Here is a 23,647-nt window from a genome sequence, read left to right on the forward strand (position 1 = left end):
AAGTGCCCTGATGCGCGTAGACCTTTTCGATTTCGATCTGCCCGATGAACGCATTGCGTTGAGGCCCGCCGAGCCGCGCGACAGCGCGCGCCTGCTCGTCGTCGATCCGAATGTGGAAAGCCACCTGTCTGATTATCGCGTCGGCGATCTCACGTCCTTCCTGCGGGCTGGCGATGCGCTGGTCTTCAACGACACCAAGGTCATTCCCGCCCAGCTCGAGGGTATCCGCCATCGCGACGGCGCCGGTGGCCAGCAGGTGTCCGCAACGCTGCACATGCGCATCGGCCCCAATCGTTGGAAGGCCTTCGCCAAGCCGGGCAAGCGCATCAAACAGGGCGACCGAATCTCCTTCGGCCATTCCGGCGAAAGCTGCTTTCTCGGCTCGCTCGATGCCACCGTCGAGGAGAAGGGCGAGGCCGGCGAGGTGACGCTGCTGTTCGATCTCTCAGGCCCCGCGCTTGACGAGGCGATCGCCGCCGTCGGCCATATCCCACTGCCGCCTTATATCGCCGCCAAGCGCCCCGAGGACGAGCGCGACCGCGCCGATTACCAGACGATCTATGCCCGCGAGGAGGGCGCCGTTGCCGCACCCACTGCCGGCCTGCACTTCACGCCTAATTTATTCGAGGCGCTCGATAGGGCCGGCATCGAACGCCATTTCGTCACGCTGCATGTCGGCGCCGGCACCTTCCTGCCCGTCAAGGCCGACGATACCGCCGATCACCGGATGCATCTCGAAAGCGGCACCGTCAGCGCTGCGACGGCTGCACGGCTGAACGCCGTCAAAGCAGACGGCGGGCGCATCGTCTGCGTCGGCACGACCTCGCTGCGTCTCATTGAAAGTGCGGCGGAAGAGAGTGGCGAAATCCGCGCCTGGAGTGGCGCCACCGGCATCTTCATCACGCCGGGTTACCGCTTCAAGGCCGTCGACATGCTGATGACCAATTTCCACCTGCCGCGCTCGACGCTCTTCATGCTGGTCTCTGCCTTTTCGGGCCTCGATACCATGCGCGCCGCCTATGACCACGCCATCCAGACGGGCTACCGCTTCTATTCCTATGGCGATGCCAGCCTTCTCTTCCGGAAAGACTAGATGACCGAGACCTTCCAATTCACGCTTGACAAAACCGATGCCGGCGCCCGCCTCGGCCAGATTTCCATGCCGCGCGGCGAGATCCGCACGCCGGCCTTCATGCCGGTCGGCACCGTCGGCACTGTTAAGGCCATGTATCTCGACCAGGTGCGCGAGACCGGCGCCGACATCATTCTCGGCAATACCTATCACCTGATGCTGCGCCCGACGGCCGAGCGTGTCGCCCGGCTCGGCGGCCTGCATAAGCTGATCCGTTGGGAGCATCCGATCCTGACGGACTCGGGCGGTTTCCAGGTCATGTCGCTGTCCGGCCTGCGCAAGCTCGACGAACAGGGCGTCACCTTCAAGTCGCATGTCGACGGTAGCCTGCATCACATGTCGCCAGAGCGCTCCATAGAAATTCAGGGGTTGCTCGGCTCCGATATCCAGATGCAGCTCGACGAATGCGTGGCATTGCCGGCCGAGCCGAAGGAGATCGAGCGCGCCATGGAAATGTCGCTGCGCTGGGCCGAGCGCTGCAGGGTCGCCTTCGGCGAGCAGCCCGGCAAGGCGATGTTCGGAATCGTCCAGGGCGGCGATATCCCGGCGCTGCGCATCCGCTCGGCCGAGGCGTTGAGCCAGCTCGACCTCAAGGGATATGCGATCGGCGGCCTTGCCGTCGGCGAGCCGCAGGACGTTATGCTGCAGATGCTGGAAACGACGCTGCCGGTACTTCCGACAGAAAAGCCACGTTACCTCATGGGCGTCGGCACGCCTGACGATATTCTGAAATCGGTCGCTCGCGGCATCGACATGTTCGACTGCGTCATGCCGACCCGTTCCGGTCGCCATGGCCTGGCTTTTACCCGCCGCGGCAAGGTCAATATCCGTAATGCCCGTCATGCCGAGGATATGCGCCCGCTCGACGAACAGTCGAACTGCCCTGCCTCGCGCGACTATTCCCGCGCCTATCTGCACCATCTCGTCCGCTCCAACGAAGCGCTCGGCGGCATGCTGCTCTCCTGGCACAATCTCGCTTATTACCAGGAACTGATGCAGGGCATCCGCAAAGCGATCGCCGAAAGCCGCTTCGCCGATTTCATGGCGGAAACGCAGGAGGAATGGGCGAGGGGTGATCTCGAACCCGTTTAATCCAATCAGTCAAGTCTGATCAGATGCCCTTGCTGTCGGTATTGGGCACGATCTGCACGCCGTTGATCCTGTAGCTGCCGTCCGGCTGGCGGATGATCTGGTAGATCGCCGTCCAGTCCTTGCCATCGCGGCCTGAGATCAGCACCTCGTGATAGATCAGCGCGCCGTCGTCGATCGAGCGGCTGCGCCCGAATGCGTAGTTGCCGGGATGATAGACCGGCTCGTAGCTCTTCTTCACCATGGCGAAGAACAGGTTCTTGTCGGGATACATCGCCTTGATGCCGGGGGCGGCGAAGGAATAGGCGGTCTCGGCATCGTCCTTGAGGAAGGCCTTGATCTGTTCCTCGATCATCGTCCGCGTCGTGTCGATCGGATCTTCGGCGCGGGCCGATACGGGGGAGAGGGCGGATGCGGCACACAGGATGAGAACTGCGAAGAAGGCGCGCATGGATTGATCTCCGGCTCTGTCAGGGAAACGATCCCCCGACAGGCAGAAGTGTAGGCGATTTCTGGCGCAAGAAAAGCGGACTTTACGACCAGCGCCGGAAGAGAGCGCTGGCATTCACCCCGCCGAAGCCAAAACCGTTGGTAATCGCATAGTCCGTCACCAGCGGCCGCGCTGTCTTGCCGACGATATCGATGCCGTCGGCGGCCGGATCCGCATGCTCCAGGTTGCGGGTCGGCGGCGCGATTTGGTCGCGCAGCGCAAGGATGGTGAAGATCGCTTCCAGCCCGCCGGCGGCGCCAAGCAGGTGGCCGGTCGCCGATTTTGTCGCGCTGACGGCAATGCCGCCGTCGCGGCCGAAGACCGTGCCGATCGCCGCGATCTCGCCCCTGTCACCGACCGGTGTCGAGGTCGCATGCGCGTTCAGATGCCTGACCTCCGAAGCCGGGATCTTCGCCTGCTTGAGTGCCGTCTCCATCGCGCGGCGCGCGCCGTCGCCGTCTTCGGGGCCTGAGGTCATGTGGTAGGCGTCCGCCGCCGTGCCGTAGCCGACGAGTTCGGCGAGCGGTGTGGCGCCACGGGCAAGCGCATGCTCCAGTGTTTCGATGACCAGGATGCCGGCGCCTTCGCCCATGACGAAACCGTCGCGCGCCGTGTCGAAGGGGCGCGACGCCAGCTCCGGCGTCTCGTTGAAACCGGTGGAAAGCGCACGCGCGGCAGCAAAGCCGCCGAGACTCACCTTGTCGATGCAGGCCTCGGCACCGCCGCAGATCGCCACATCCGCTTCGCCGGAGCGGATCAGCCGCGCCGCATCACCGATCGCCTGGACGCTGGCCGCACAGGCCGTCACCGGAGCACCCAGCGGCCCCTTGAAGCCGTAGCGGATGCTGACCTGCCCGGCGGCAAGGTTGACGAGGAAGGATGGCACGGTGAAAGGCGACAGTCGCCGCACGCCACGGGTTTCGCCGATCCGCACCGCTTCGGCGATCGCCGGAAAGCCGCCGACGCCCGACGCGATGATCGTTGCCGTGCGCTCGCGCTCGCCTTCGTCGGTCGGCATCCAGCCGGCCTGCTTCACCGCTTGCTCCGTCGCCGCCATGGCGAAGTGGATGAAGCGGTCCATCTTCTTCTGGTCCTTGGGCGTGATGTAACGGTCTGGATCGAAACCAGCCTCTGCATCCCCAGCGATGTCGGGAACGATACCGCCGACCTTGGCCGAGAGTTCGCCGACGATATCCTCCGCCAGCACCCTCAGCCCGGAACCGCCGTCGAGAAGACGCTTCCAGGCGGGCTCGACGCCGGTGCCGAGTGGCGAGACAAGTCCCATGCCGGTGACAACGATGCGATCCATTGTATTTTCCTCCGACAGCGCCGCGCGTTTTTCAGACGCGCAAAGGACGCTGTAACTTTTTGCATTAGGCGTCGATGCCGAGATACCAGGCGCGCATGCGGGCGATCCGCTCGTGCACCTCATCATCGGCGGCGGGGCCTGCAAGCAGGCTGGTGTTTTCGGGTGTCACTTGTTCGCCGGTGCGCGCATCGACCAGCAGCGTCTCGCGCTCTCTGCCGGAAGCCGCATCGCCCAAGAGAAAGGCGAGGTCCTCTTCGGGGATGTGCCGGCTTCCCCAGGAAAACAGCGTCATCAGAACAGGAAAGAAATCACGGCCCTTTTCCGTCAGCAGATATTCGTAGCGGGCAGGGCGCTGATGGTAGAGCCGCCGTTCGAACAGCCCCTTTTCCGTCAGATGTTTGAGCCGCCGCGTCAGGATGTTCGGCGCCACGCCGAGGCTTTTCTGGAATTCGTCGAAGCGCGCAAGCCCCTGGAAGGCGTCGCGCAGGATCAGCATGCTCCACCAGTCGCCGACGCTGTCGAGCGCGCGCGCCGCCGGGCATTTGAAGTCGCTGAAGCTCGTCCGCTGCATGGCTAATGTCACTATAGCAGTGACTATCATTATGCAAGTTACATTCTGGCGTCGCCCTCGAAAATGCGGGCGAGCAGAATGCCGGTGACGAGCATGCCGGCCGCCACGAAGATCGTATCGCCCGGCGTGCCGATATAGAGCGGCCCGACATTGGCAAAGAGCAGGAAGGCGATGAGGAAGTTCGCCCAGCCCCAGACGGCATTGGCTGTCGGCGAGCCAAGCTTTGCCCCTTGCGCGAATGGGATGCGGAACGGCCTGCCGCTGACGCCGTTGACGAAATGTGGGACGCCGTTGGTCAGAAATGCCGCGGCGATGAAATGGGCGATATAGGCGATCCAGGGCAAAGGCTTCTCCGTTGCGGCACGAGTGGCGTCAACGGAGAATGTGGCCGGGAATTTCATGCCGGCAAGAGGAGACTAAAGTATGTCGCGCAAAAGTGTGCAGCGGTTTTGCGGCAACGACATGCGTAAAAACAAAGAGTTAAAGCGCAAGGAGCGAATCTGAAAGATCGCGACGCGCTTTAGAAACGCACGTGGTGCGGCCGCCCGCCGTCGAATAGCGACGGGCCTGGCCGGGTCAGATCAGCACGAAATCCTTGAAGTGAAGCGCCGGAGAATTGTCGAGATCGGCGACATGGATTGCCGCACCCGCGGCACTTCCATCCGCATCAAAGGAAAGAATGCCGCTGGCCTGGTCGTAGATCAGTCTATCGTCAGCTTCGAGCGCTTTCGTTCCGACAACGAAATTCTCATCCGAAAATCCGGATAGGCTGAGTGCGGCGAAAATCGAATGGTCGAGCAGCAGCTTGTCGCCGGCCGCCGAGGAGAAATCCCGGATCTTGTCGATGCTCACATTGTCGGGCTTAACGTCGAAAACGAAGGAATCGGCCCCTCCGCCTCCGGTCAGAATGTCCGCGCCGGCTTTGCCGATCAGCTTGTCGTTGCCGAGCCCGCCGCTCATCTGGTCGGCGCCCTTGCCGCCATTGAGACTGTTGCTGCCGTCGTTGCCGGTGAGAACGTTGGACGTGTTGTTGCCCGTCGCGCTAAGATTGGCCGTTCCGGTCAAGGCAAGGTTCTCGATCGTTCCGGCCGTGCGCTTCAGATCGGCCAGGCTGAAGGAAGTCGAAGCCTTGACGGTGTCCTTGCCGGATCCGCCTGTCTCATCGGCAAAATCGCCGGCATTGTCGACCACATAAGTATCGTTGCCGGCGCGCCCCGACATGTGGTCGGCGCCGGTGCTTCCATCGAGGATATTGTTGCCGGAATTGCCGACGAGGACATTCGCCAGGCCATTTCCGGTGCCGTTCAGATTGGCGGTGCCGGTCAACGTCAGATTCTCGACGTTTCCGATCGTATGCGCCGTATCCTTGAGGCTGAAGCTGATCGACGACATGACGGTATCGGTTCCGCCGCCCCGGCTTTCGTCGACGATTTGAGCGGGGTTGCTCACGGTGAATATGTCGTTGCCCGTGCCGCCATAGATATGGCCGGTGGCCGGCGGCGTGCTGGCACTGCGGCCTTCGATGTCAATGATCAGCGGATGGTCGACGACATCCACCGTCAGCGACGAGACGTTGCTGAGGCTCTTGATCGCCGTCGTCCCGGTCAGGGGATCGAAGACCTTCACGGAGCCGAAGTCGGCGCCGAGATTGACCTTGACGGCTGTGTTCGCAGCCTGAATGGCCGTGTCGGTGGACTGGTTCCAGATATCGGGCTCATTCCAGATGGTGATCTGGTAGCTTCCGTCCGATTTTTCCGTCAGCAGGCTACGGGCCGAGGACGGCAGGCCGTCGATTAAATAATTGAGGGTCCCCGTGCTGAAGCTCGCCCTCGCAGCGCCGTCGTCCGCAAGGATTTCGGTCAGATTGTGGATCGCCGTCGCAGCCGGCTTGGCGGAATAGTCGAGATGAAAAAGGCCGAAATGCTTTTCCTGATTGGTGCCCTGCGGATCGGAATAGGCGTCCAGCAGCTCGTAGATGAACGTCTGTTTCGACCCGAGTGCGGCGCCATCCATCAGCGTATTGAGCAGGAACTTTGCCTGCGTCGCTTCGCTGACGCCTTCCCAGCCGCCATTGGTGTCGGCGGTCAGCGAGGTGTGGTAACCGGTCTCGGTGATCGCCAGCGGCTTGCCCGGATCGGCAGCGCGTTGAACGCCGGATTCTCGGGAAAGCCATGAATATGGCTGGTCGCCATCCTTCGCATAGGTGTGGATCGTCGTGTAGTCGGAGGCGGAAGCGACCGTATATCCGGTAAAGCCGAGAACCGGGATGTTTTTCAACAAGGGGTCGGCGTTGACGGCGGCAGACAGGTCCTTCTGATAGGCGACCGCTGCGGCCTGGCCACTCAGGCCGTGATAGCTGACCGGCCAGTTATTGACTTCGTTCGGGCCTTCAATGCCGACGACCGATCCGGGATGGGCCTGCACGAAATCATGCAGCCGCTGGGCGACGGTGGCGGGGTCGACTTCCCGCTGGGCGCTGAAGACGAATTGCACGCCGGCTTCGGCGGCATCGCCGAGATGCGTTTGGCCGTTGGGATCGGAGGCGGAGTTAGGGGCGTGATCGCGAACCGTATCAAGGCCAAGATAGTCGAGTGCTTTAACAACTTCTCCGACGTTGGAATATTTTCCGTCGGTGTAGTCGATATGCGTGTCAATTCCAAAGGAACGAATAATATCGTTTATGCTAACGGCTTGAGCCATAAGTTTTTCTCCCAGTTTAAGAGGGAATCGGCGATGGGAACTTATCCCTATTTCTGATGCCAATTCGATTTAATACACGAGGAGGATCGTGCGGCGATGACTCGTTATCCATGATATATTGTTCCGAATGTGGCCCGTTTCGGATTGTATTTATTATAAAATCTGCGCTTGCATTTTCTCGTCCGACCGGCTGATCATGCCCGAGTGGGACGGCCCATAGGCAGAGTCTGGCGAAATCCGACATGGTTTTGGAGGATCCGATGACCGTTAATGTTCAATTCCGGTTTCGCAGCGGCTTGCCATTAATGGCGTTCGACAATGTCCGTCTCCGCGGCAGTTGGGACGAACAGGGCCGCCCCTCGAACGAGTGGACATCTGTTCCAATGCAACGCTCTCGTGACGAGGATGGCTATGATGTCTTTGTCGTCAGGGTTCCCTTTCCCGATGACGAGATCGGCACGCATTTTCGCTGGGGGATCGAACTGGATCGACCCGGCGCTTCAAGCCTTTGGGCGATCGCCACCGAAATGGACGACGAGGCTTCGACGCGTCGCGAACGCTCCTTCGATCTCCAGCAGGGGATGGCGCCGCAGACCTATTATCTGACATGGATCGGCCGTCTGGGGGCGAACCGGGTTGAAAGGCGCAACAGTGCAGACGGCATTCGCTTTTCGGTCTGGGCGCCGAATGCCAGGGACGTCGCGCTCGTGCTCGCCGATCCCGCCATTGGCTATATCGCCGATGACGGGACCGGAACGGTCGCAACCATCAGGATGCGCAGGACCGTTGATGGCCTCTGGAGCGTTGAAACCGGCGAGGACCACGGCCTTTCCGACTTCGACAGCATGGTCGGCACGCCCTATATGTACCGCGTCACCAGGGATGATGGATCGCTCGCCTACCGCACCGATATCTGGTCCCTCATGCAGATCGGCGCGGGAGACTTCGATCCCGATGGAGCGATCTATCACGGATCGCCGGCGGCATTGGACGGACCGCAAAGCTGTTCTGTCGTCTGCGACCCCAAGCGGGTGGTGCTCCCGTCCGGGCAGGAGCTTGCGGCCGAGGCGTTCTGGGCCGACGAATTCGTTGGCGGCCGAAAGCTTCCTGATCGGCTCGAGGATCTGGTGATCTATGAACTGCATGTCGGCGCACTCGGTTTCGGCAAGCCCGCGCCCGGGACGCTTGATGATGCCATCGCTTTTGTCGAGCATCTTTCGGCACTCGGCGTCAACGCAGTGGAATTGCTGCCGATTGCGGAATTCGAGACCCGGGCCAACTGGGGCTACGGCACCTCGCATTTCTTTGCTGCCGACCAGGGGGCCGGCGGCACCGACCGGTTGAAGATGTTCGTCAAGGTCTGCCACCAGCGCGGCATCGCCGTCATCCTTGATGTCTGTTACAACCATTTCGATCCGGATGGCGAGCGGGCGCAATGGGCCTATGATTCCAACGATCACACCCGCAATATCTACTATTGGTACGAGGGACGTCCCGAGGACTATGCCGATCCCAGGGGCGGCTACATCGACAACATTTCGACGGGATGGGCGCCTCGCTTCCATGAGGAAGCCGTGCGACAGCTTTTCATCTCGAGCGCTGCATTTCTCGTCTCCGTCTGCCATATCGATGGTTTCCGGCTCGATCAGACAAGTTCGATCCATCAATATCCGGTCCTGCATGCCGACGGCCGGCGCGCCGATCGGGCTGCCGCTTTTGGCGCCAAATTCCTGAAGCAATGGACCCGCACGATGCGGCTGATCAAGCCGCAGCTTTTCCTGACGGCCGAGGACTATTCGGACTGGTCGGCGATGACGGAGCCAAGCCTGACCGGTGACGGGCTCGGCTTCGATGCGACCTGGTTCGGCGATTTTCATCACAACCTCGTCGAATATCACGGCGGCGCACAGGCGCAGCTGTTGAAGAATGCCGGTTTCGGAGACAAGCGGGCGCTGACCATGTCGTCTCTTGCCGGCGCGTTGCAGACGAGCGCGCGATCCAAGGTGGTCTACAACCAGTCGCATGACGATTGCGGCAATCGTGAAGGATCGGCACGAACCGCGGTTATCGCGGTCAATTTCGCGCCTGTTGTCGGCGAGACCCGGGCGTGGGCGGAGGCGAGATCGAGGTTCGCAGCGGCGATGACACTGCTGTCGCCGGGGACGCCGATGTTTTTCATGGGCGAGGAAATCGGCGCCCAGAAGCCCTATCGCTACAATGATTTCCTCGAAAACCGGGAGAATATTCTCGGTGAAGCGGAAGGCAGCGGCGCAGGGATGGTCAGTTGTTATCGCGATCTGATCGCGCTCAGCATCCATCAGGATGCCATTCGCTCGCGCAATATCGCCATCCCCTTGGTTCACGACGAAAATCGGGTGATTGCCTTTCATCGATGGGATGACGGCGAGGATTTCCTTGTCGTGGGGTCGCTGAACGACGCTCCCTTCGAACACGGCTACCGGCTGCATAGCGAACGTCTGGGGGATGATCTCTGGGAGGAGATCTTCAATACCGATGCTCACAAATATGGCGGCTGGAACGTCGGCAACGGCGGCGGAAGAATTAGAGCCAAAGCAGGGGCGCTCGATGCCGTGCTGCCGGCATCAGGCGTTCTGGTCTTTCGCAGGCTGTGACGCGCCACGCCCGGAACGGTCAGACGAAGCCGAGCGGCAGATTTTCGACTTTCCTGTCATTGCCGTAGTCGCGCTCATGCGGCGAGCGACGGCGCCCGTCGCTGCGAGCGGAAAGGTCGATGCGGTTTTCGGCGAAAATCCCATCGGGCCAAGTGCCGGTGTCATGGCAATCGGCGTCGATCTTGGGGGCAAGAATTTTCAGGATCATTAGGGTTCCTCCACGGCGCACCATCAACACTCGAAAAGGCCGTCTGGTTCCGTTTATAAACCCCGAATTATTAATAAATTAACCATAAAGCTTAAGGGCAAGTGTATCGCCGCATTGATCCCGTCATTCTCGCAAGGGTGACATTAGTGGACGACTGATGACGAGGACATCGACGCCAGCATCCCCTCGGTCGCCCGGATCAGCCGCGCTGCGCGCGCCATCACCTCGGCTCCGGCCTCTGTCTCGGCAATCGCGGTTGCCATACTGTCCAGTCCGTCCGCCACCTGGATCAGCTTGGGGAGCATGTCGGCCCGTCCGACCGCTTCGGTCGATCTGGCGAGCTTGCGCAGCGTCTCCGAATAGTTCGATATCAATGCGAGTTTCTGGTCTGCGGGAATATTGGAGAACGAGCGTTTCTCGGAAGGCGACAGCGGCAATTTCGGCATGGAGGCGACCTGTTGAACTGCGTGTGAACTCGCATAGCCGCTTTTTGTTCCGAGCTGGCCCATGTCCCGAGGGCCGATCGCTTGCTTTGAAATGGAACTCCGGAGCTTGCTTGCCGTTGAGATGCATGACCACAGGAGGTTTCCATGCAGTTGATCGATACGCGAGTGACACAGGCAGGCGACATTTTCACCGTAGAATTTTTAGGCGAGGGAGGGGAATCGATTTCCGTCAAAATTGATAACTCTCACGGCGAGCTCGACGATACGACGGCGGTCGATCACGCCAAGGTCATGATGGTTCAGCTGACCTCTTTTGCCGACCGTGAAGCAGATGGCAGCATCAATCGGTACGATGCCTTGAGCAACGGCAATTTCGACGAAGGCAGCAAGGGTTTGATCGGTCAGCCGAGTGCGCGTTCGACCGGCGACAGGCAAACGCTGGAGGAGGAGGTCAACGAGGGCCTCGAGGACAGTTTTCCTGCAAGCGACCCGGTCTCGGCAACGGTGTCGTCCATTCCCGCCAACGCGCCACGGCACTGATTTCACCGCGATCTCAATTCCAAATGCAGAAGAAGGCTGCCCCGGTTCCGGCGGGCAGCCTTCTTCTTACATGACAGATTGATGTCAAAACTGAGAAACAGCTGAAAACATCAGGTGTGTGATTGACATGGGAGCCTTCTAGAGAGGGCACGAGAAGGGGGCGCGGGTGACGCGCTGCCGACGTCTCGGAGACGCGCCCATGAAAATCATTCAGATCACCGACACCCACTTCAGCCCAGACAAGCCGCATTTCAACGGCAACTGGGCGCCGCTTCTGACCTGGATCGAAGAGACCGGCGCCGACCTGATCGTCCATACCGGCGATCTCACCGTCGACGGTGCCGACAAGGACGACGACATCACCTTTTCGATGGATCTGATGCGCCAGGTGTCGATCCCGATGCTGATCGTCCCCGGCAATCACGATGTCGGCCACCTCAAGGGATCGGACCAGCCCGTCAATGCCGAGCGGCTGTCCCGCTGGCGCAGCCTTGCCGGTGACGACCGCTGGCTGGAGGATGCGGCCGGCTGGCGCTTCATCGGATTGAACTCATTGCTTCTGGGTCATGAGGATGACGAGGAGGAGGCTCAGTTCGAATGGCTCCACCGGGCGCTTTCTGACAGGGCAGGGCGGCGCGTCGCACTCTTCGCGCACAAGCCGCTCTTCGTCGATGCCCCCGACGAAGGCGATACCGGATATTGGAGCGTTCGCCCGGCTCAGCGCCGGCGGCTCTATGATCTGATCGCGGCTCATGACGTGGCGCTGTTTGCGAGCGGCCACCTCCACTGGGCCTGGCAGGGTCGCTTCGACAACACCCAGCTGACATGGGGTCCGTCGGCCGCCTTCATCATTGACAAGATGGAGCGCGAGATGCCGGGCGAACGCTTGATCGGTGCGGTCGTCCACGAATTCGATACCTCGGTCGAAAGTACGATCGTTGCCGTTCCCGGCATGACCGCACATGTGCTCGACGATGTCGTGCACGAGGTCTATCCCCAGGCGGTGAAGCAGCGGGAACCCGTCGAATGAGCGCGCTCTCGCTTCGCGGCATCGCCAAGGCTTTCGGCGGCAACCAGATCCTCGATGGCGTCAGCCTGGAAGTCGCCGCCGGCGAATTCATCGCGCTGGTCGGCCCTTCCGGCTGCGGCAAGAGCACGCTGTTGCGCGTCCTTGCCGGCCTCGACCATGCCGACCGCGGCGAGATCCTGATCGGCGGGCAGGACATGACTGGCGTTCCGGCAGCCGACCGTAACATCGCCATGGTCTTTCAGTCCTACGCGCTCTATCCGCATCTGACGGCCTCGCAGAATATCGCCGTGCCCTTAGCGATGCGCCGGCTGTCGAGAATGCAGCGGCTGCCCTTCATTGGGTCGTTGATGCCGGGCCAGCGCGCCACCCGTGCGGCGATTGCCCGCGACGTCAGGGATATGGCGACATCACTGAAGATCGACCACCTGCTCGACCGCAAGCCCGGCCAGATGTCGGGCGGCCAGCGCCAGCGCGTGGCGCTTGCCCGCGCCATGGTGCGCCAGCCGAGCATCTTCCTGATGGATGAGCCGCTCTCCAACCTCGACGCCAACCTGCGCGTCCACGCCCGCGGCGAGATCGTCGACCTGCATCGCCGCGCCGGCGTGCCGACGCTCTATGTCACTCATGACCAGGCGGAAGCGCTGTCGATGGCCGACCGCGTCGCCGTGATGATGGGCGGAAAGTTGCTGCAGATCGCCAGCCCTGAGGTCATCTATGACGATCCCGCCCATATCGAGGTCGCCCGCTTCATCGGCCAACCGCGCATCAACCTGCTGCCGGCCTTTGCCGAAGGCGGCGTCATTCTCTGCGGCGGCCTGCGCCTGACGCTTGAAAATGCACCCGACAGAAAGATGCCGGTCACGATCGCCATTCGCCCCGAATTCGTCTTTCTTTCCAGGAACCGGCATGACGGCCTTGCCGCCCGGATCGAACGCGTCGAATTCTTGGGCTCCGAAGTCATCCTCCATTGCCGGCTCGAAGCGATCGGCGAGACTATCGTCGCCAAGGTTCAACCGGCCGAAGCCTCCGGCCTTGTTGCCGGCGATCCGGTCGGGCTGCGGCTTTCGCCCGGCCGTACCCTGATCTTTGCCGAGGACGGCAGTCGGCTGCCCGGCGGCGTTGCTGCTGGTGATGCCGGGCTCGGCGCCGCCGATGCCGCGCTCGCCAATAACGATGTCGGGCTTGCCAGTGGCAATGCCGGGCTCGCAATAGGCGATGCCGGGCTCGCTGCAAGCGATGCCCAGCGGGAGAGGGCGCATGGCTAGCATCGTCTCCATGGCCGTGCCACACGATGCCGCCGTTGCGCATCGGCGCAGCGAGACCCGCATCGCCTGGATGCTGGTGCTGCCGGCGATGGCCCTGCTGTTTCTCTTCGTGCTTCTGCCGGTCGCAGCCGTCATCTTGCTCGGCTTCACCGATTTCGAACTCGGCTACGGCAAGTTCCGTTTCGTTGGCTTCGAGAATTACGCGCACCTGATCACTGACCGGACGTTTCGCAAGTCGCTCTGGAATACAACGGTCTATGCCGCGATCGTCGCACCCGTCTCGATCCTTCTCGGTCTCGGCATTGCCATGCTGATCGAGAGCGAGACTAAGGCGCGCAGCTTCTTCCGCACCGCCTATTTCCTGCCGGTCGCCTCCTTGATTGTCGCCATGGCGACCGTCTGGCAATATATGTTCCACCCCACAATCGGCCCGGTCAACGCACTGCTCGCCCTCGTCGGGCTTCCCGGCCCGAACTGGCTGGGCAGCTCCGGCACTGTGCTTTACAGCCTGTCGATCATCGGCGTCTGGCAATCGGCCGGTTTCAACATGGTGCTGTTCCTCGCCGGATTGACGGCGATCCCGCGCGAGCTTTACGCGGCCGCCGAAGTGGATGGGGCCAGATCCTCCCTCGACCGCTTCTTGCTGGTGACCTGGCCGATGCTCGGGCCGACGACGCTCTTCGTCATCACCATCAGCATCACCAATTCAGTCAAGGTCTTCGAAACGGTGAAGACGCTGACCGACGGCGGCCCGAACAAGGCGTCGGAAGTGCTGCTCTTCACGATCTACCAGGAAGGCTTCGTCTATCTGCGCGTCGGTTATGCCTCGGCGATGACGGTGGTCTTTCTGCTGATCCTGGTGGTGCTGATGTTCCTGCAGTACCGCGTTCTCGATCGCCGGGTGCATTACACATGATGACGAGCGCTCTTTCCCTCGGCAGGATCATCCGCCTGACCCTGCTTTCCCTCGGCGCGATGATCTTCCTGTCGCCCTACGTCTTCATGATCTCGACATCAGGCAAGGCCCAAAGCGACGTCTTCACCTCGTCGCTGTCGCTGATCCCAGCGCACCTGACCTATGTCGAGAATTTCACCAAGGCCCTGAGCCGGGTGCCGATGGCGCAGCTCTTGTGGAACGGTGTCGTCGTCTGCGGGCTGATCTTCTTCTTCCAGGTGCTGGTGGCGATCCCTTGCGCCTACGCCATGGCGAAGCTGCGCTTCGGCGCTGCCCGCGCCATGATGGTGCTGGTGATGCTCGGCCTGCTGGTGCCGATCCATGCGACCGCGCTGCCGCTCTATGTCGCCTTCGACCGCGCCGCGCTGCTTAACAGCTATGCCGCCCTTGTCGCGCCCTTCACCATTTCGGTCTTCGCGATCTTCATGTTCCTGCAGTTCTTCCGCGCCATGCCTGACGATCTGATTCATGCCGCGCGTCTCGATGGCATGTCGGAACTTGGCATCGTCGCCCGCGTCATCGTGCCGAATGCCTGGCCGGCGGTCACCGCCTTTGCCATCTTTTCGGTCGTCGCCCATTGGAACGATCTCTACTGGCCGCTGATCGTCATCAGCAAGCAGGACTACGCCACGCCGCCGCTCGGTCTGATGTATTTCCGCGCCGCCGAGGCCGGCGACGACTACGGCGCGCTGATGGCGGCGACCCTCATCATTACCCTTCCCCTCGTCATCGCCTTCCTGCTTGCGCAGAAGCGCTTCGTCGAGGGCATCACCATGACCGGTCTCAAAGGCTGACCGGTTTCAACCCAGGAGAACGAGCGATGAAACATATCACCCAGCTTCTCGCCGCAGCGGCCGTCTCGATGGCAATCGCGCTTCCCGCGCACGCCGAGACGACGCTGACGGTTCATTACCCGATGCCGGGCTTCTTCAAGGACGTGATGGACACGATCTCGAAGAAGTTCATGGAAGAAAATCCCGATATCAAGATCCAGTTCGCCAGCCCGTCGGCCACCTATGAAGAAGGCATCCAGACGATCCTTCGCCAGGTCGGCACCAGCGAAATGCCCGATATCACCTTCATCGGCCTCAACCGCCTGCGCATGCTCGACGAACGCGACGTCGCCGTTGACCTCGGTCCGCTCGTCCAGAAGGACGGCAACATGGCCGAGCAGGGCTTCTCCGACACGATCCTCAAGCTCGCCCAGGTCAAGGGCAAGCAGGTGGGCCTGGCTTTCGCGACCTCTAACCCGATCATGTATTACAACGCCGATCTCGTGAAGGCGGCCGGCGGCGACCCTGAAAATCCGCCGAAAACCTGGGATGAGGTCATCGCGCTCGGCGGCAAGATCAAGGCTCTCGGCAATGGTGTCGATGGCATCGATTTCCGCTGGCAGGGCGATGACTGGATGTTTTCGGCACTGCTCTTCGGCGCCGGCGGCAAGATGCTGAGCGACGACGAAAGCAAGGTCGCCTTCAACGGTCCGGAAGGCCAGAAGGCCGTCGAGGTCCTGCATCGCCTGGTTACCGAAGGCGGCATGCCTGTGTTCACCAAGGCCGCCGGCGAACAGGCTTTTGCAGCCGGCAAGGTCGGTTTCGAGTTCCAGACGACAGGCGCGCTGCGCAACACGATCAAGAATGTCGGCAACAAGTTCGATCTGCGTACAGCAAAGATCCCGCTGATCGATCCGGTGAACGGACATCTGCCGACCGGCGGCAACGCCGTCGTCATCCTGACGCATGACGCCGCCAAGCAGGATGCTGCCTGGAAGTTTGCCAAATTCGCCGCCGGCCCTTACGGCGCCTCGGTCGTCGTCCCCGGCACCGGCTATGTCCCGAACAACGAGCTCGCCGCGAAATCGGCCGATTATCTCGGCGACTTCTACAAGCAGAACCCGCTGTTCCAGGCAGGCCTCAGCCAGATGCCGGTGATGATCCCGTGGTATGCCTTCCCCGGCTCGAACGGCGTCAAGGTCACGCAGACGATCGTCGACAACCTCTCGCGCATCGTCGACCAGTCGGCCGAACCGAAGGAAGCGCTTGACGACGCAGCCGCTGACGTCGAGGACATGCTGCCGCGCAGCTGATCGTCTTCCTTACTGAGAACAGGGCAGGGCCGCTACGCCGAGCGTGTGGCGGCCTTCCTGTTTCGCAAGCATCAGATGGCGCGCACCGTGCCGCCGCGACGAAGCGTATAGGCGACGTAGAGATGGCGGGCGGGCGCGGCATTCTCCGCCATGTCGAGAAGCAGCGAGGCGGCCGTCGCCCCCATGCTGGCATCCGGCATTTCGATGGTCGTCAGCTGCGGATCGATCAGCCGGCCGATGGCGATGCCGTCGAAGCCGGCGACTGAAACATCCCCAGGCACCGACAGCCCCTCGCGCTTCAGCGCGCCGATGACGCCGAGTGCCAGCAGATCGTTGGAGGCGATGATCGCCGTCGGTGCAAGCGCGCTCATCGTGACGCCAAGATCGAGCTGGTCATAGCCGCTGACAAAGGGGATCTGCACGGCATCGAGGGGTGTCAGCCCGTTCTCCGCCATGGCGTCGAGATAACCGCGGTAGCGAAGATGAGCACGGTCGGAGGCCGCGAAATTGCCGGAGAGAAACAGAATGCGGCGATGGCCCATGCTGACCAGGAATGTCGCGATCTCGCGGCCCGCGCCGCGATTGTCGGCGGTGACGGCCGCCGGAAACTGCGCCGTCGGCAGGTTGTTGAGCAGCACGGTCGGCGGGAGCTTCGCAAGCAGCGCCTTGCTGGTGGAGGGGTTACAGACGGTGAGGATCAGCCCGGTCGGCCGGTCGTTCAAGAGTGCGGCGACGGCATCGGCCTCGCGCGCCGGATCGTAATTCGACTGGGCGATCAAGACGCCGTGGCCGGCCACCAGCATGCGGTTTTGGATGCTTGACAGCGACGAGGCAAAGACCGGATTGGTGATGCTCGGGATCAGCACGCCGACCACGGGCCTGCGCCCGAGCCGGCCGGCGGAGTAATAACCGAGTTCTGCGGCCGCGCGGCGCACCTTGCGCACCATCAGGTCGCTGGCGGGGCCGTTGCGGTTGAGCACGCGGCTTGCAGTCGCCAGCGAGCATCCTGCCCGGAACGCGACCTGCTCCAATGTCGCCATCGAAAGCGCCTCCTGGTGACAGCATCGAGGCGCAATCCTTTAGGCGGGTTCGATGACAATGATCTGACACTCAGAGCATGATGCCGAAAAGTGTGAGCGGTTTTCGGACGACATCATGCTCTAACTCTTTAATTGAGAACAGGATTCAGATTTTAGGCCGACCGGGCCTAAAATCATCCTGTTCTAGGCAGAGTTATCGACTTCTTATTTATTCACACACATGGAAGTTGCCGGGGAATGCAACCTGTGGAATAGTCAGGTTGACGCCATCTACCCTCTTCATTCTCATCACCTGGACAAGAATGTCTGACAAAAAAATGGAATGCTCCACGGCGTGGTGGTTTTTTGCGACGGCCTCGCTTGTCGCAAACTTCGCGTTGCCAGCCTATGCGGACACCCCGTCCGTGCCCTGGCCACAAACGCAAAGCGACATCCAAGCCGAGTCCGACGTGCATTTTGGCACGCTCGCCAACGGTATGCGGTTTGCGATCATGCGCAATGTCACGCCGCCCGGACAGGCAGCTATCCGCTTTCGCATTGGCTCCGGTTCGCTCGACGAAAACGACGACCAGCAGGGCCTGGCGCATGTTCTCGAGCACATGGCCTTCAAGGGTTCGACACATGTCGCCGAAGGGGAGATGATCCGTATCTTGCAGCGCAAGGGCTTGGCCTTTGGACCGGACACCAATGCCCATACCTCTTATGACGAGACCGTCTATGCGCTCGATCTGCCCGAGGTCGATGCAGACACAATTTCGACGGGCCTGATGCTGATGCGAGAGACGGCGAGCGAACTGACCCTCGATGCCAGCGCCTTTGATCGCGAACGCGGCGTCATCCTGTCGGAGGAGCGGTTGCGCGACACGCCGCAGTATCGTGCGTCACTCGGAATCATGAATTCGCTGCTCGCCGGCCAGCGCGCGATCATGCGCGCGCCGATCGGCAAAGCCGACATTATCAGCAATGCGCCCGTGGACCTCGTCCGTGATTATTACCGGGCCAATTACCGACCCGATCGGGCAACGCTGATGGTGGTGGGCGATATCGACCCCGCCGCCATGGAAGTCGAAATCCGGCAGCGCTTCAGCGACTGGAAGGCCGTGGATCCGGCGCCGACAAAAGCGGATCTTGGCGCGCTTGTGACGAAGGGCGAAAGCGCCGAGGTCATCGTCGTTCCCGGCGGCATGACCAGCATACAGATCGCCTGGACGCGTCCCTATGACGCCGCGCCTGACACCTTCGCCAAGCGCCGCGCTGGGCTTATTGAGGATCTCGGTTTCCTGGTGCTCAAACGTCGGGTGAGCGCCATCGCCAGCAAGGCGAATGCCCCTTTCATCAGTGCGGACGTCGGCTCCCAGGATCTCCTCGATTCCGCCCATGTCGTCCTGATCGCGGCGAATTCGGAGCCGGACAAATGGCAGGCGGCGCTCACGGCCATTGACCAGGAACAGCGCCGGATCCAGGAGTTCGGCGTTGCGCAGGCGGAGATCGATCGCGAAATCCGCGAATATCGCTCGGCCCTGCAGGCTGCTGCGGCCGGAGCCGCGACGCGGATGACCACCGACATTGCTTCCATGCTGGCTAGGAGCGTCGATGACGATCAAGTCTTCACCTCGCCCGCCGAAGACCTCTCGATGTTCGAAACGATGACGAACGGCGTCACGGCGGACGAGGTCAATCGGGCCCTGCAGCGTGCTTTCTCCGGCAACGGTCCGCAGGTCGTGCTACAGGCGGACCAATCACCTGAGGGTGGAGCCGACACGGTTCGGCAAGTCTATGACGCTTCAAATGCCACTGCCGTCTCGGCACCATCAGGTGCAACTGACGTCGCCTGGCCCTACACCCATTTCGGCGAACCGGGCGCTGTGGTCGAACGCCGTGCGGTTGAAGATCTCGGCTTGACCATGGTGCGCTTTTCCAACGGCATACGGCTTACCGTCAAGCCAACCAGGCTGCGTGCCAACGAAGTGCTGGTGCGCGAAGATATCGGCCGTGGTCGGCTGGACCTGCCGCACGACCGTTCCGCCGCGATCTGGGCATCCCCGGCCGTCGTGCTGTCTGGCGTAAAGGCCATGGATTACCAGGATATACAGAAAGCGCTGACGGCCAACATTGTCGGCGTCGACTTCTCGGTCGGCGACAGTTCCTTCCGGTTCGACGGTCGTACACGGACTGAAGATCTTGCGACGCAGCTGCAGCTGATGAGCGCATACACCTCCGATCCCGCCTATCGCCCCGAGGCATTCAAGCGTGTGCAGCAGGCCTATTTGAGCGGCCTCGATCAGTATGACGCGTCACCCGGTGGCGTTTTCAGCCGCGATTTCGCAGGTCTCGTGCATTCCGGCGACCCGCGCTGGACCTTCCCCGACCGCGCGCAGTTGTCCGCCGCCAAGCCAGACGAATTCGAGGCGCTGTTCCGGCCTATGGTTTCCAATGGCCCGATCGACATCACCATCGTCGGCGACGTAACGGTGGACGACGCAATCCGGCTGACGGCTGAAACCTTTGGCGCATTGCCGCCGCGCCCGGAGACGGCGTCGAGCAACGATCGGGACGAAGTGCGTTTTCCGGCGACGACCGAGAAGCCCGTTTTGCAGACCCATAGCGGTAGGGCAGATAATGCCGCCGCCGCAGTAGGGGCTTCCATCGGCGATTTGCTCTCCGATCTGCCGCGCTCCTTCACCGCCAATATCGCCGTGCAGATTTTCCAAAACAGGCTGATCGACCAGTTTCGCATTGCAGAAGGCGCAAGCTATGCCGTGCAGGGCGACGTTGACCTGTCAAGGGGAGTTCCCGGCTACGGCTACGCATATTTCTACGTCGAGACCGACCCGGCAAAGGTTGCGCGCTTCTATGCACTTGTCGACGAGACCGCCAATGATCTGCGGTCGCATGATGTCTCCGAAGACGAGCTCGCGCGCGCCCGGGAACCCATCGTCGAGACATTGAAGCATCAGCAGCAGAGCAACGAATATTGGATCGCATACCTGCACCACGCCCAAGAGGATTCGCGTCGTTTAGACCGGATACGCGATAGTCTCAGCGGCTACGGCAAGGTCACCGCCGGGGATATCCGCGCGTTTGCCGCGACCTATTTGAGCCCGGAAAAGTTCTGGAAATTCGAAGTGCTGCCGGCGGTGGTACGATAGGTTCGGGTCGACCGCTGCGCTTCATCGTGGCGGCCAGTCAGATCGGAGGCCCGCTCTGCCCAGTCCGGCCGGAGGCTCAGCTTCCGGCTGCCTCCATTCGGCGGTCTAACGACCAGAAAAACGCGCTGAAGGAGCTTCTTGATCGGCGGGCGCGGCATTCGATTCCGATGGCAAAATAGCCGATCGATGCCCTCCAGCTCTTGACTTCTGGGTTGTTTCCTGGTGATCTTAACCTCGAAAGAAAACCATGGGTTGAGCGGCTATCAGTCCCGTTTTCCCGATCGCATCACCTTACATGTGTCATCGGACCGTTGTGTCAGCGATGCCGACAACGTGCCCGATGCGCTCGAACTGAGCGGCAGGAACGATCGGCCTCGTCTTGGTTTGGTCCTGATCTCGGTGGGCGCGTGCAGGTAGGCGCATCCGCCGGCAGCATTGCTTTTCAGACAATTCCAATAAATGCGAACTAACCGGCGCCAAGTATTTGGGAGGACTGTCAATGGATGCGGAAGGAACAAGACCCCTCAGCACTGCTGAACTTGTTGATCTCGATGATCAGGTAAACATCGAAGACGATGCCAGGCCATGGGGACATGTCAACGAGAATGCATTCGCGTTTTTTTCCACGGGCGAAGTCTCTGTCAAACAGGAGGGGCGTGCCTTTAAGCTTCATTCATCCTCTCCGATCTTCCAGGGGGTGCTTGTCGCGGATGAGGAAGACGCTGCCGGCACGACGATTGCGCGCACGCCGGCGGAGCGCGCCGAATTGCGCCAAAACCGAGTTCTTGGCCGAAAACGAGTTCTTGGGAGGGAACGTCTATCCCAGCGCGTCCGCTCGGCATCAGCCGACGCTTTTCGCCCACGAGGCATACCAGTAGCGTATCTTCCGCGCGTGCTGCGCGCTTTGGGAACTCGGCGCTTTGGAGTGTCGGCAAGCGGCGGTCGTGTCAGCCTCTCTACTACGGTGGTCTTGACGCAAGATGGGGACAATCATTCGACCGTGTTCGACGGCGAGTCCCGCGACTTCCTTCGGCCGACCCGTTACCCCTACACGGCCGTCTGCAAGCTGGAGAAGTGGTCCCTTGACGCGACGGGGACTTGGGTCAATTCGGGAAGCTACGCAACTGGATTCCTCGTGGGCAGCCGAATTCTCCTGACTTCCGGCCACGCCTTCGAAGATGGCCGGCTCGGCAGTGGAATGTTTGCGATTAAGGTGATCCCGGCTTGTTGGGCCAACCAGTCAGTCTTCGGGCCGGGAATGATCACCTGGGTAACGCGCCGGCGCTGGTGGCATTCGGACTCCGGCAACGATCTGCAGCTATGCCAACTAGCCGATCGGGTCGGTGACAGCCTCGGTTTTTTTGGTGCTCGGGTTTACGACTCCGACTGGGAGGACCTCTCAGTCTGGACTATGGCGGGGTTCCCCTACGATCGCAGCAAGTTTGGCATGTCGGCGCAGCACGGTATCAGCGTCCGTGATGATGACGACGGCGACGATATTGTGTTGGACGGCGAAACATACGACACAACGCAAGTAGAAAACGACGCCGACGAAGCATCCGGAGCCTCTGGCTCTCCTCTTTTTGCGTGGTTCGGTACAGACAACCCCTGCGTAATCGGAGTGCACTCTGGCTACGAAATAGATTGGACTGCCGGCGGCGATGAGACGTGGTCTTGCGCAGCCGGCGGTGACGGGTTGGTGGAGATCGTGTTGTGGGCTCGGCGCAGTTGGGACTAGTAGGCGCTGCTCACGAACGGCGTTTGACCACGCGCATGTTCATTTCCGAGCGAAGAGCGAAGCCCTGCGTTTCGTAGAGGGAAATGGCCGAGGTATTCGCCGCATAGGCATGCAGATAGGCCGTGTCGCCGGTGGATGCGATTTCGCCGGCGACGAAACGGAAGAGCCGGGTGCCGAGGCCGCGCCCCTGGAAATCGGGATGGGTGCAAAGCCCGCTAAGCTCGGCAAAGCCAGTCTGCCGCATCCGCTGCCCGGCCATCGCCACCAGGCGGCCCTCGCTTCTGATCCCCCAGAAGCTGCCGAGGCTCTGGGCTCGCAGGGTGAACGGCCCGGGTTTGGTCAGTGTCGCCAGCGCCAGCATGTCGGCGGCATCGGTCTCCGTCAGGGGCTCGATACGGGGATCTGAAATCCTCTCATGGGGCCGCTCGGCCACCATCTGGACCACCGATGCCTCTGTGACGATAGCCAGGCCCGGTGGAATGGCGATCGGTCCCGCCTCGACGAGGATCATGCTCTCCTCCGGCGCCGGGAGCTCCTCCAGGGCGTCGAGGCTTTCCGGCGCATCGTCGGCGGACGCCGCAAAGGGGACGATGGACGGCGGGTATCGCCGTGCGTTCTCATTGCCTTCTGCGAGATCGGCATGTGCGGTTTCCAGCGCGCTCCAGATCGGCCGGTCGAGAATATGTTTCATCATGTTTCCTCCTTGACAGGGCTGCGGCGCGCAAGCGGCGCCGCCGCAAGCCCATCCTCGATGGCGGCCAGCTGCTCGAGGATCGGTCCGTCGAGATCGCCGCAGAGATCGGCAACGGCGGCGGCGATGCGTGGCCAGATCACCTTCTTCGAATGATCGACGAGGTCCTGTCCCTTGGCGGTCAGCGAGACCAGCCTGCGACGCTGATCGTCCGGCGCCGGCCGCATGTCGACGTAACCGAGTTCGAGAAGCTGGCCGGTGGTCCGCGTTGCGCCGGGCTGGGTGATGCCCACCGCCTGCGCAAGCTCGCCGATCGTCAGCGGCCCGGCTCGGTCGACTGCTGCAAGGAACGGATACTGGCCGGCCTGGATGCCGAGACCGGCCTCATCGATGACCTGTTGCGTATCGGCCTGCAGTCGCTCTCCGATGCGACGCAGCCGGCTGCCCATGCATAGAAACCCCAGCGTCCGGACCACATCCTCGACCATGCCGACTCTCCATTTGCATTGGATGTTATATAACATGTTATGCATTAAACTACAATTCTTCGAAGGTGGTCGGCAGATGAGGCCAGG

21 protein-coding genes are annotated in these 23,647 nt (G+C 61.6%); 11 read left to right on the forward strand and 10 right to left on the reverse strand.

Translation table 11 applies throughout. From position 1 onward, the window contains the following. Positions 1–10: 10 nt before the first annotated feature. Together queA and tgt are read left to right on the forward strand one after the other, a co-directional pair. On the forward strand, positions 11–1,093 hold the full coding sequence (queA, locus tag ELH03_RS09580; protein ID WP_128405044.1) for a tRNA preQ1(34) S-adenosylmethionine ribosyltransferase-isomerase QueA: 1,083 nt from the start codon (positions 11–13) through the stop codon (positions 1,091–1,093). Further along, positions 1,094–2,224: a tRNA guanosine(34) transglycosylase Tgt gene (tgt, locus tag ELH03_RS09585; RefSeq protein WP_130658884.1), complete on the forward strand. Its 1,131-nt coding sequence runs from the start codon at positions 1,094–1,096 to the stop codon at positions 2,222–2,224. Between the two features lie 19 nt (positions 2,225–2,243). Here tgt and ELH03_RS09590 read toward each other — a convergent pair whose 3' ends face one another. From ELH03_RS09590 to ELH03_RS09610, 5 genes are all read right to left on the reverse strand, one after another. Continuing rightward, positions 2,244–2,672, reverse strand: a complete 429-nt coding sequence (locus ELH03_RS09590) for a DUF4864 domain-containing protein (protein ID WP_128405042.1) — start codon at positions 2,670–2,672, stop codon at positions 2,244–2,246. A gap of 82 nt (positions 2,673–2,754) precedes the next feature. Next, positions 2,755–4,020, reverse strand: a complete 1,266-nt coding sequence (gene fabF, locus ELH03_RS09595) for a beta-ketoacyl-ACP synthase II (protein ID WP_128405041.1) — start codon at positions 4,018–4,020, stop codon at positions 2,755–2,757. A 64-nt stretch (positions 4,021–4,084) separates the two neighbouring features. Then, a complete protein-coding gene (locus tag ELH03_RS09600; protein WP_128405040.1) occupies positions 4,085–4,591 on the reverse strand; it encodes a winged helix-turn-helix transcriptional regulator in 507 nt (168 codons plus the stop codon). Positions 4,592–4,629: 38 nt separating this feature from the next. Further along, positions 4,630–4,935, reverse strand: a complete 306-nt coding sequence (locus tag ELH03_RS09605) for a hypothetical protein (RefSeq protein WP_128405039.1) — start codon at positions 4,933–4,935, stop codon at positions 4,630–4,632. 232 nt (positions 4,936–5,167) lie between these two features. Next, positions 5,168–7,291 carry a calcium-binding protein gene (locus ELH03_RS09610; RefSeq protein ID WP_130766251.1) on the reverse strand — a complete coding sequence of 708 codons (2,124 nt, stop codon included), beginning with the start codon at positions 7,289–7,291 and terminating at the stop codon, positions 5,168–5,170. Between the two features lie 260 nt (positions 7,292–7,551). Here ELH03_RS09610 and ELH03_RS09615 point away from each other — a divergent pair, with 260 nt between their 5' ends. After that, positions 7,552–9,924, forward strand: a complete 2,373-nt coding sequence (locus ELH03_RS09615) for an alpha-amylase family glycosyl hydrolase (protein WP_128411401.1) — start codon at positions 7,552–7,554, stop codon at positions 9,922–9,924. A gap of 19 nt (positions 9,925–9,943) precedes the next feature. On the opposite strand, the gene ELH03_RS09620 is transcribed toward ELH03_RS09615, so the two are convergent. Both ELH03_RS09620 and ELH03_RS09625 read right to left on the reverse strand, forming a co-directional pair. Then, on the reverse strand, positions 9,944–10,132 hold the full coding sequence (locus ELH03_RS09620; protein ID WP_027684703.1) for a hypothetical protein: 189 nt from the start codon (positions 10,130–10,132) through the stop codon (positions 9,944–9,946). Between the two features lie 143 nt (positions 10,133–10,275). Then, positions 10,276–10,578, reverse strand: a complete 303-nt coding sequence (locus ELH03_RS09625) for a hypothetical protein (protein ID WP_233942409.1) — start codon at positions 10,576–10,578, stop codon at positions 10,276–10,278. 144 nt (positions 10,579–10,722) lie between these two features. Here ELH03_RS09625 and ELH03_RS09630 point away from each other — a divergent pair, with 144 nt between their 5' ends. The 6 genes from ELH03_RS09630 (at position 10,723) to ELH03_RS09655 (ending at position 16,454) form a co-directional block, all read left to right on the forward strand. Continuing rightward, positions 10,723–11,118 (forward strand): hypothetical protein, encoded by a 396-nt coding sequence (locus ELH03_RS09630; RefSeq protein ID WP_130766252.1) that lies wholly within the window; start codon positions 10,723–10,725, stop codon positions 11,116–11,118. A gap of 199 nt (positions 11,119–11,317) precedes the next feature. Next, positions 11,318–12,148, forward strand: coding sequence for a metallophosphoesterase family protein (locus ELH03_RS09635; protein WP_128411403.1), 831 nt, complete (start codon positions 11,318–11,320; stop codon positions 12,146–12,148). Next, positions 12,145–13,413 carry an ABC transporter ATP-binding protein gene (locus tag ELH03_RS09640; RefSeq protein ID WP_128411404.1) on the forward strand — a complete coding sequence of 423 codons (1,269 nt, stop codon included), beginning with the start codon at positions 12,145–12,147 and terminating at the stop codon, positions 13,411–13,413. Before ELH03_RS09635 ends, ELH03_RS09640 begins: the two co-directional genes overlap by 4 nt. Further along, a complete protein-coding gene (locus ELH03_RS09645; protein WP_130658887.1) occupies positions 13,406–14,329 on the forward strand; it encodes a carbohydrate ABC transporter permease in 924 nt (307 codons plus the stop codon). Before ELH03_RS09640 ends, ELH03_RS09645 begins: the two co-directional genes overlap by 8 nt. After that, complete coding sequence (locus ELH03_RS09650) at positions 14,326–15,162, forward strand: carbohydrate ABC transporter permease (RefSeq protein ID WP_130766253.1); 837 nt, start codon at positions 14,326–14,328, stop codon at positions 15,160–15,162. The genes ELH03_RS09645 and ELH03_RS09650 overlap by 4 nt, the downstream gene beginning before the upstream one ends. Before the next feature lie 26 nt (positions 15,163–15,188). Beyond that, positions 15,189–16,454, forward strand: coding sequence for an ABC transporter substrate-binding protein (locus tag ELH03_RS09655; protein WP_128411407.1), 1,266 nt, complete (start codon positions 15,189–15,191; stop codon positions 16,452–16,454). Between the two features lie 71 nt (positions 16,455–16,525). Here the strand turns inward: ELH03_RS09655 and ELH03_RS09660 are convergent, their stop codons facing one another. Beyond that, positions 16,526–17,494, reverse strand: a complete 969-nt coding sequence (locus ELH03_RS09660) for a substrate-binding domain-containing protein (protein WP_128411408.1) — start codon at positions 17,492–17,494, stop codon at positions 16,526–16,528. A 302-nt stretch (positions 17,495–17,796) separates the two neighbouring features. Here ELH03_RS09660 and ELH03_RS09665 point away from each other — a divergent pair, with 302 nt between their 5' ends. Both ELH03_RS09665 and ELH03_RS09670 read left to right on the forward strand, forming a co-directional pair. Then, positions 17,797–20,643, forward strand: coding sequence for a M16 family metallopeptidase (locus tag ELH03_RS09665; RefSeq protein WP_197729989.1), 2,847 nt, complete (start codon positions 17,797–17,799; stop codon positions 20,641–20,643). Between the two features lie 499 nt (positions 20,644–21,142). Then, a complete protein-coding gene (locus tag ELH03_RS09670) occupies positions 21,143–22,381 on the forward strand; it encodes a trypsin-like serine peptidase (RefSeq protein WP_130766255.1) in 1,239 nt (412 codons plus the stop codon). 10 nt (positions 22,382–22,391) lie between these two features. Here the strand turns inward: ELH03_RS09670 and ELH03_RS09675 are convergent, their stop codons facing one another. Both ELH03_RS09675 and ELH03_RS09680 read right to left on the reverse strand, forming a co-directional pair. Next, positions 22,392–23,072 (reverse strand): GNAT family N-acetyltransferase, encoded by a 681-nt coding sequence (locus tag ELH03_RS09675; RefSeq protein ID WP_128411416.1) that lies wholly within the window; start codon positions 23,070–23,072, stop codon positions 22,392–22,394. Then, positions 23,072–23,560 carry a MarR family winged helix-turn-helix transcriptional regulator gene (locus tag ELH03_RS09680; RefSeq protein WP_128411410.1) on the reverse strand — a complete coding sequence of 163 codons (489 nt, stop codon included), beginning with the start codon at positions 23,558–23,560 and terminating at the stop codon, positions 23,072–23,074. Before ELH03_RS09680 ends, ELH03_RS09675 begins: the two co-directional genes overlap by 1 nt. Positions 23,561–23,647 lie beyond the last annotated feature (87 nt).

This window comes from Rhizobium beringeri (assembly GCF_004306515.1).
Taxonomy (GTDB): Bacteria; Pseudomonadota; Alphaproteobacteria; order Rhizobiales; family Rhizobiaceae; genus Rhizobium; species Rhizobium beringeri.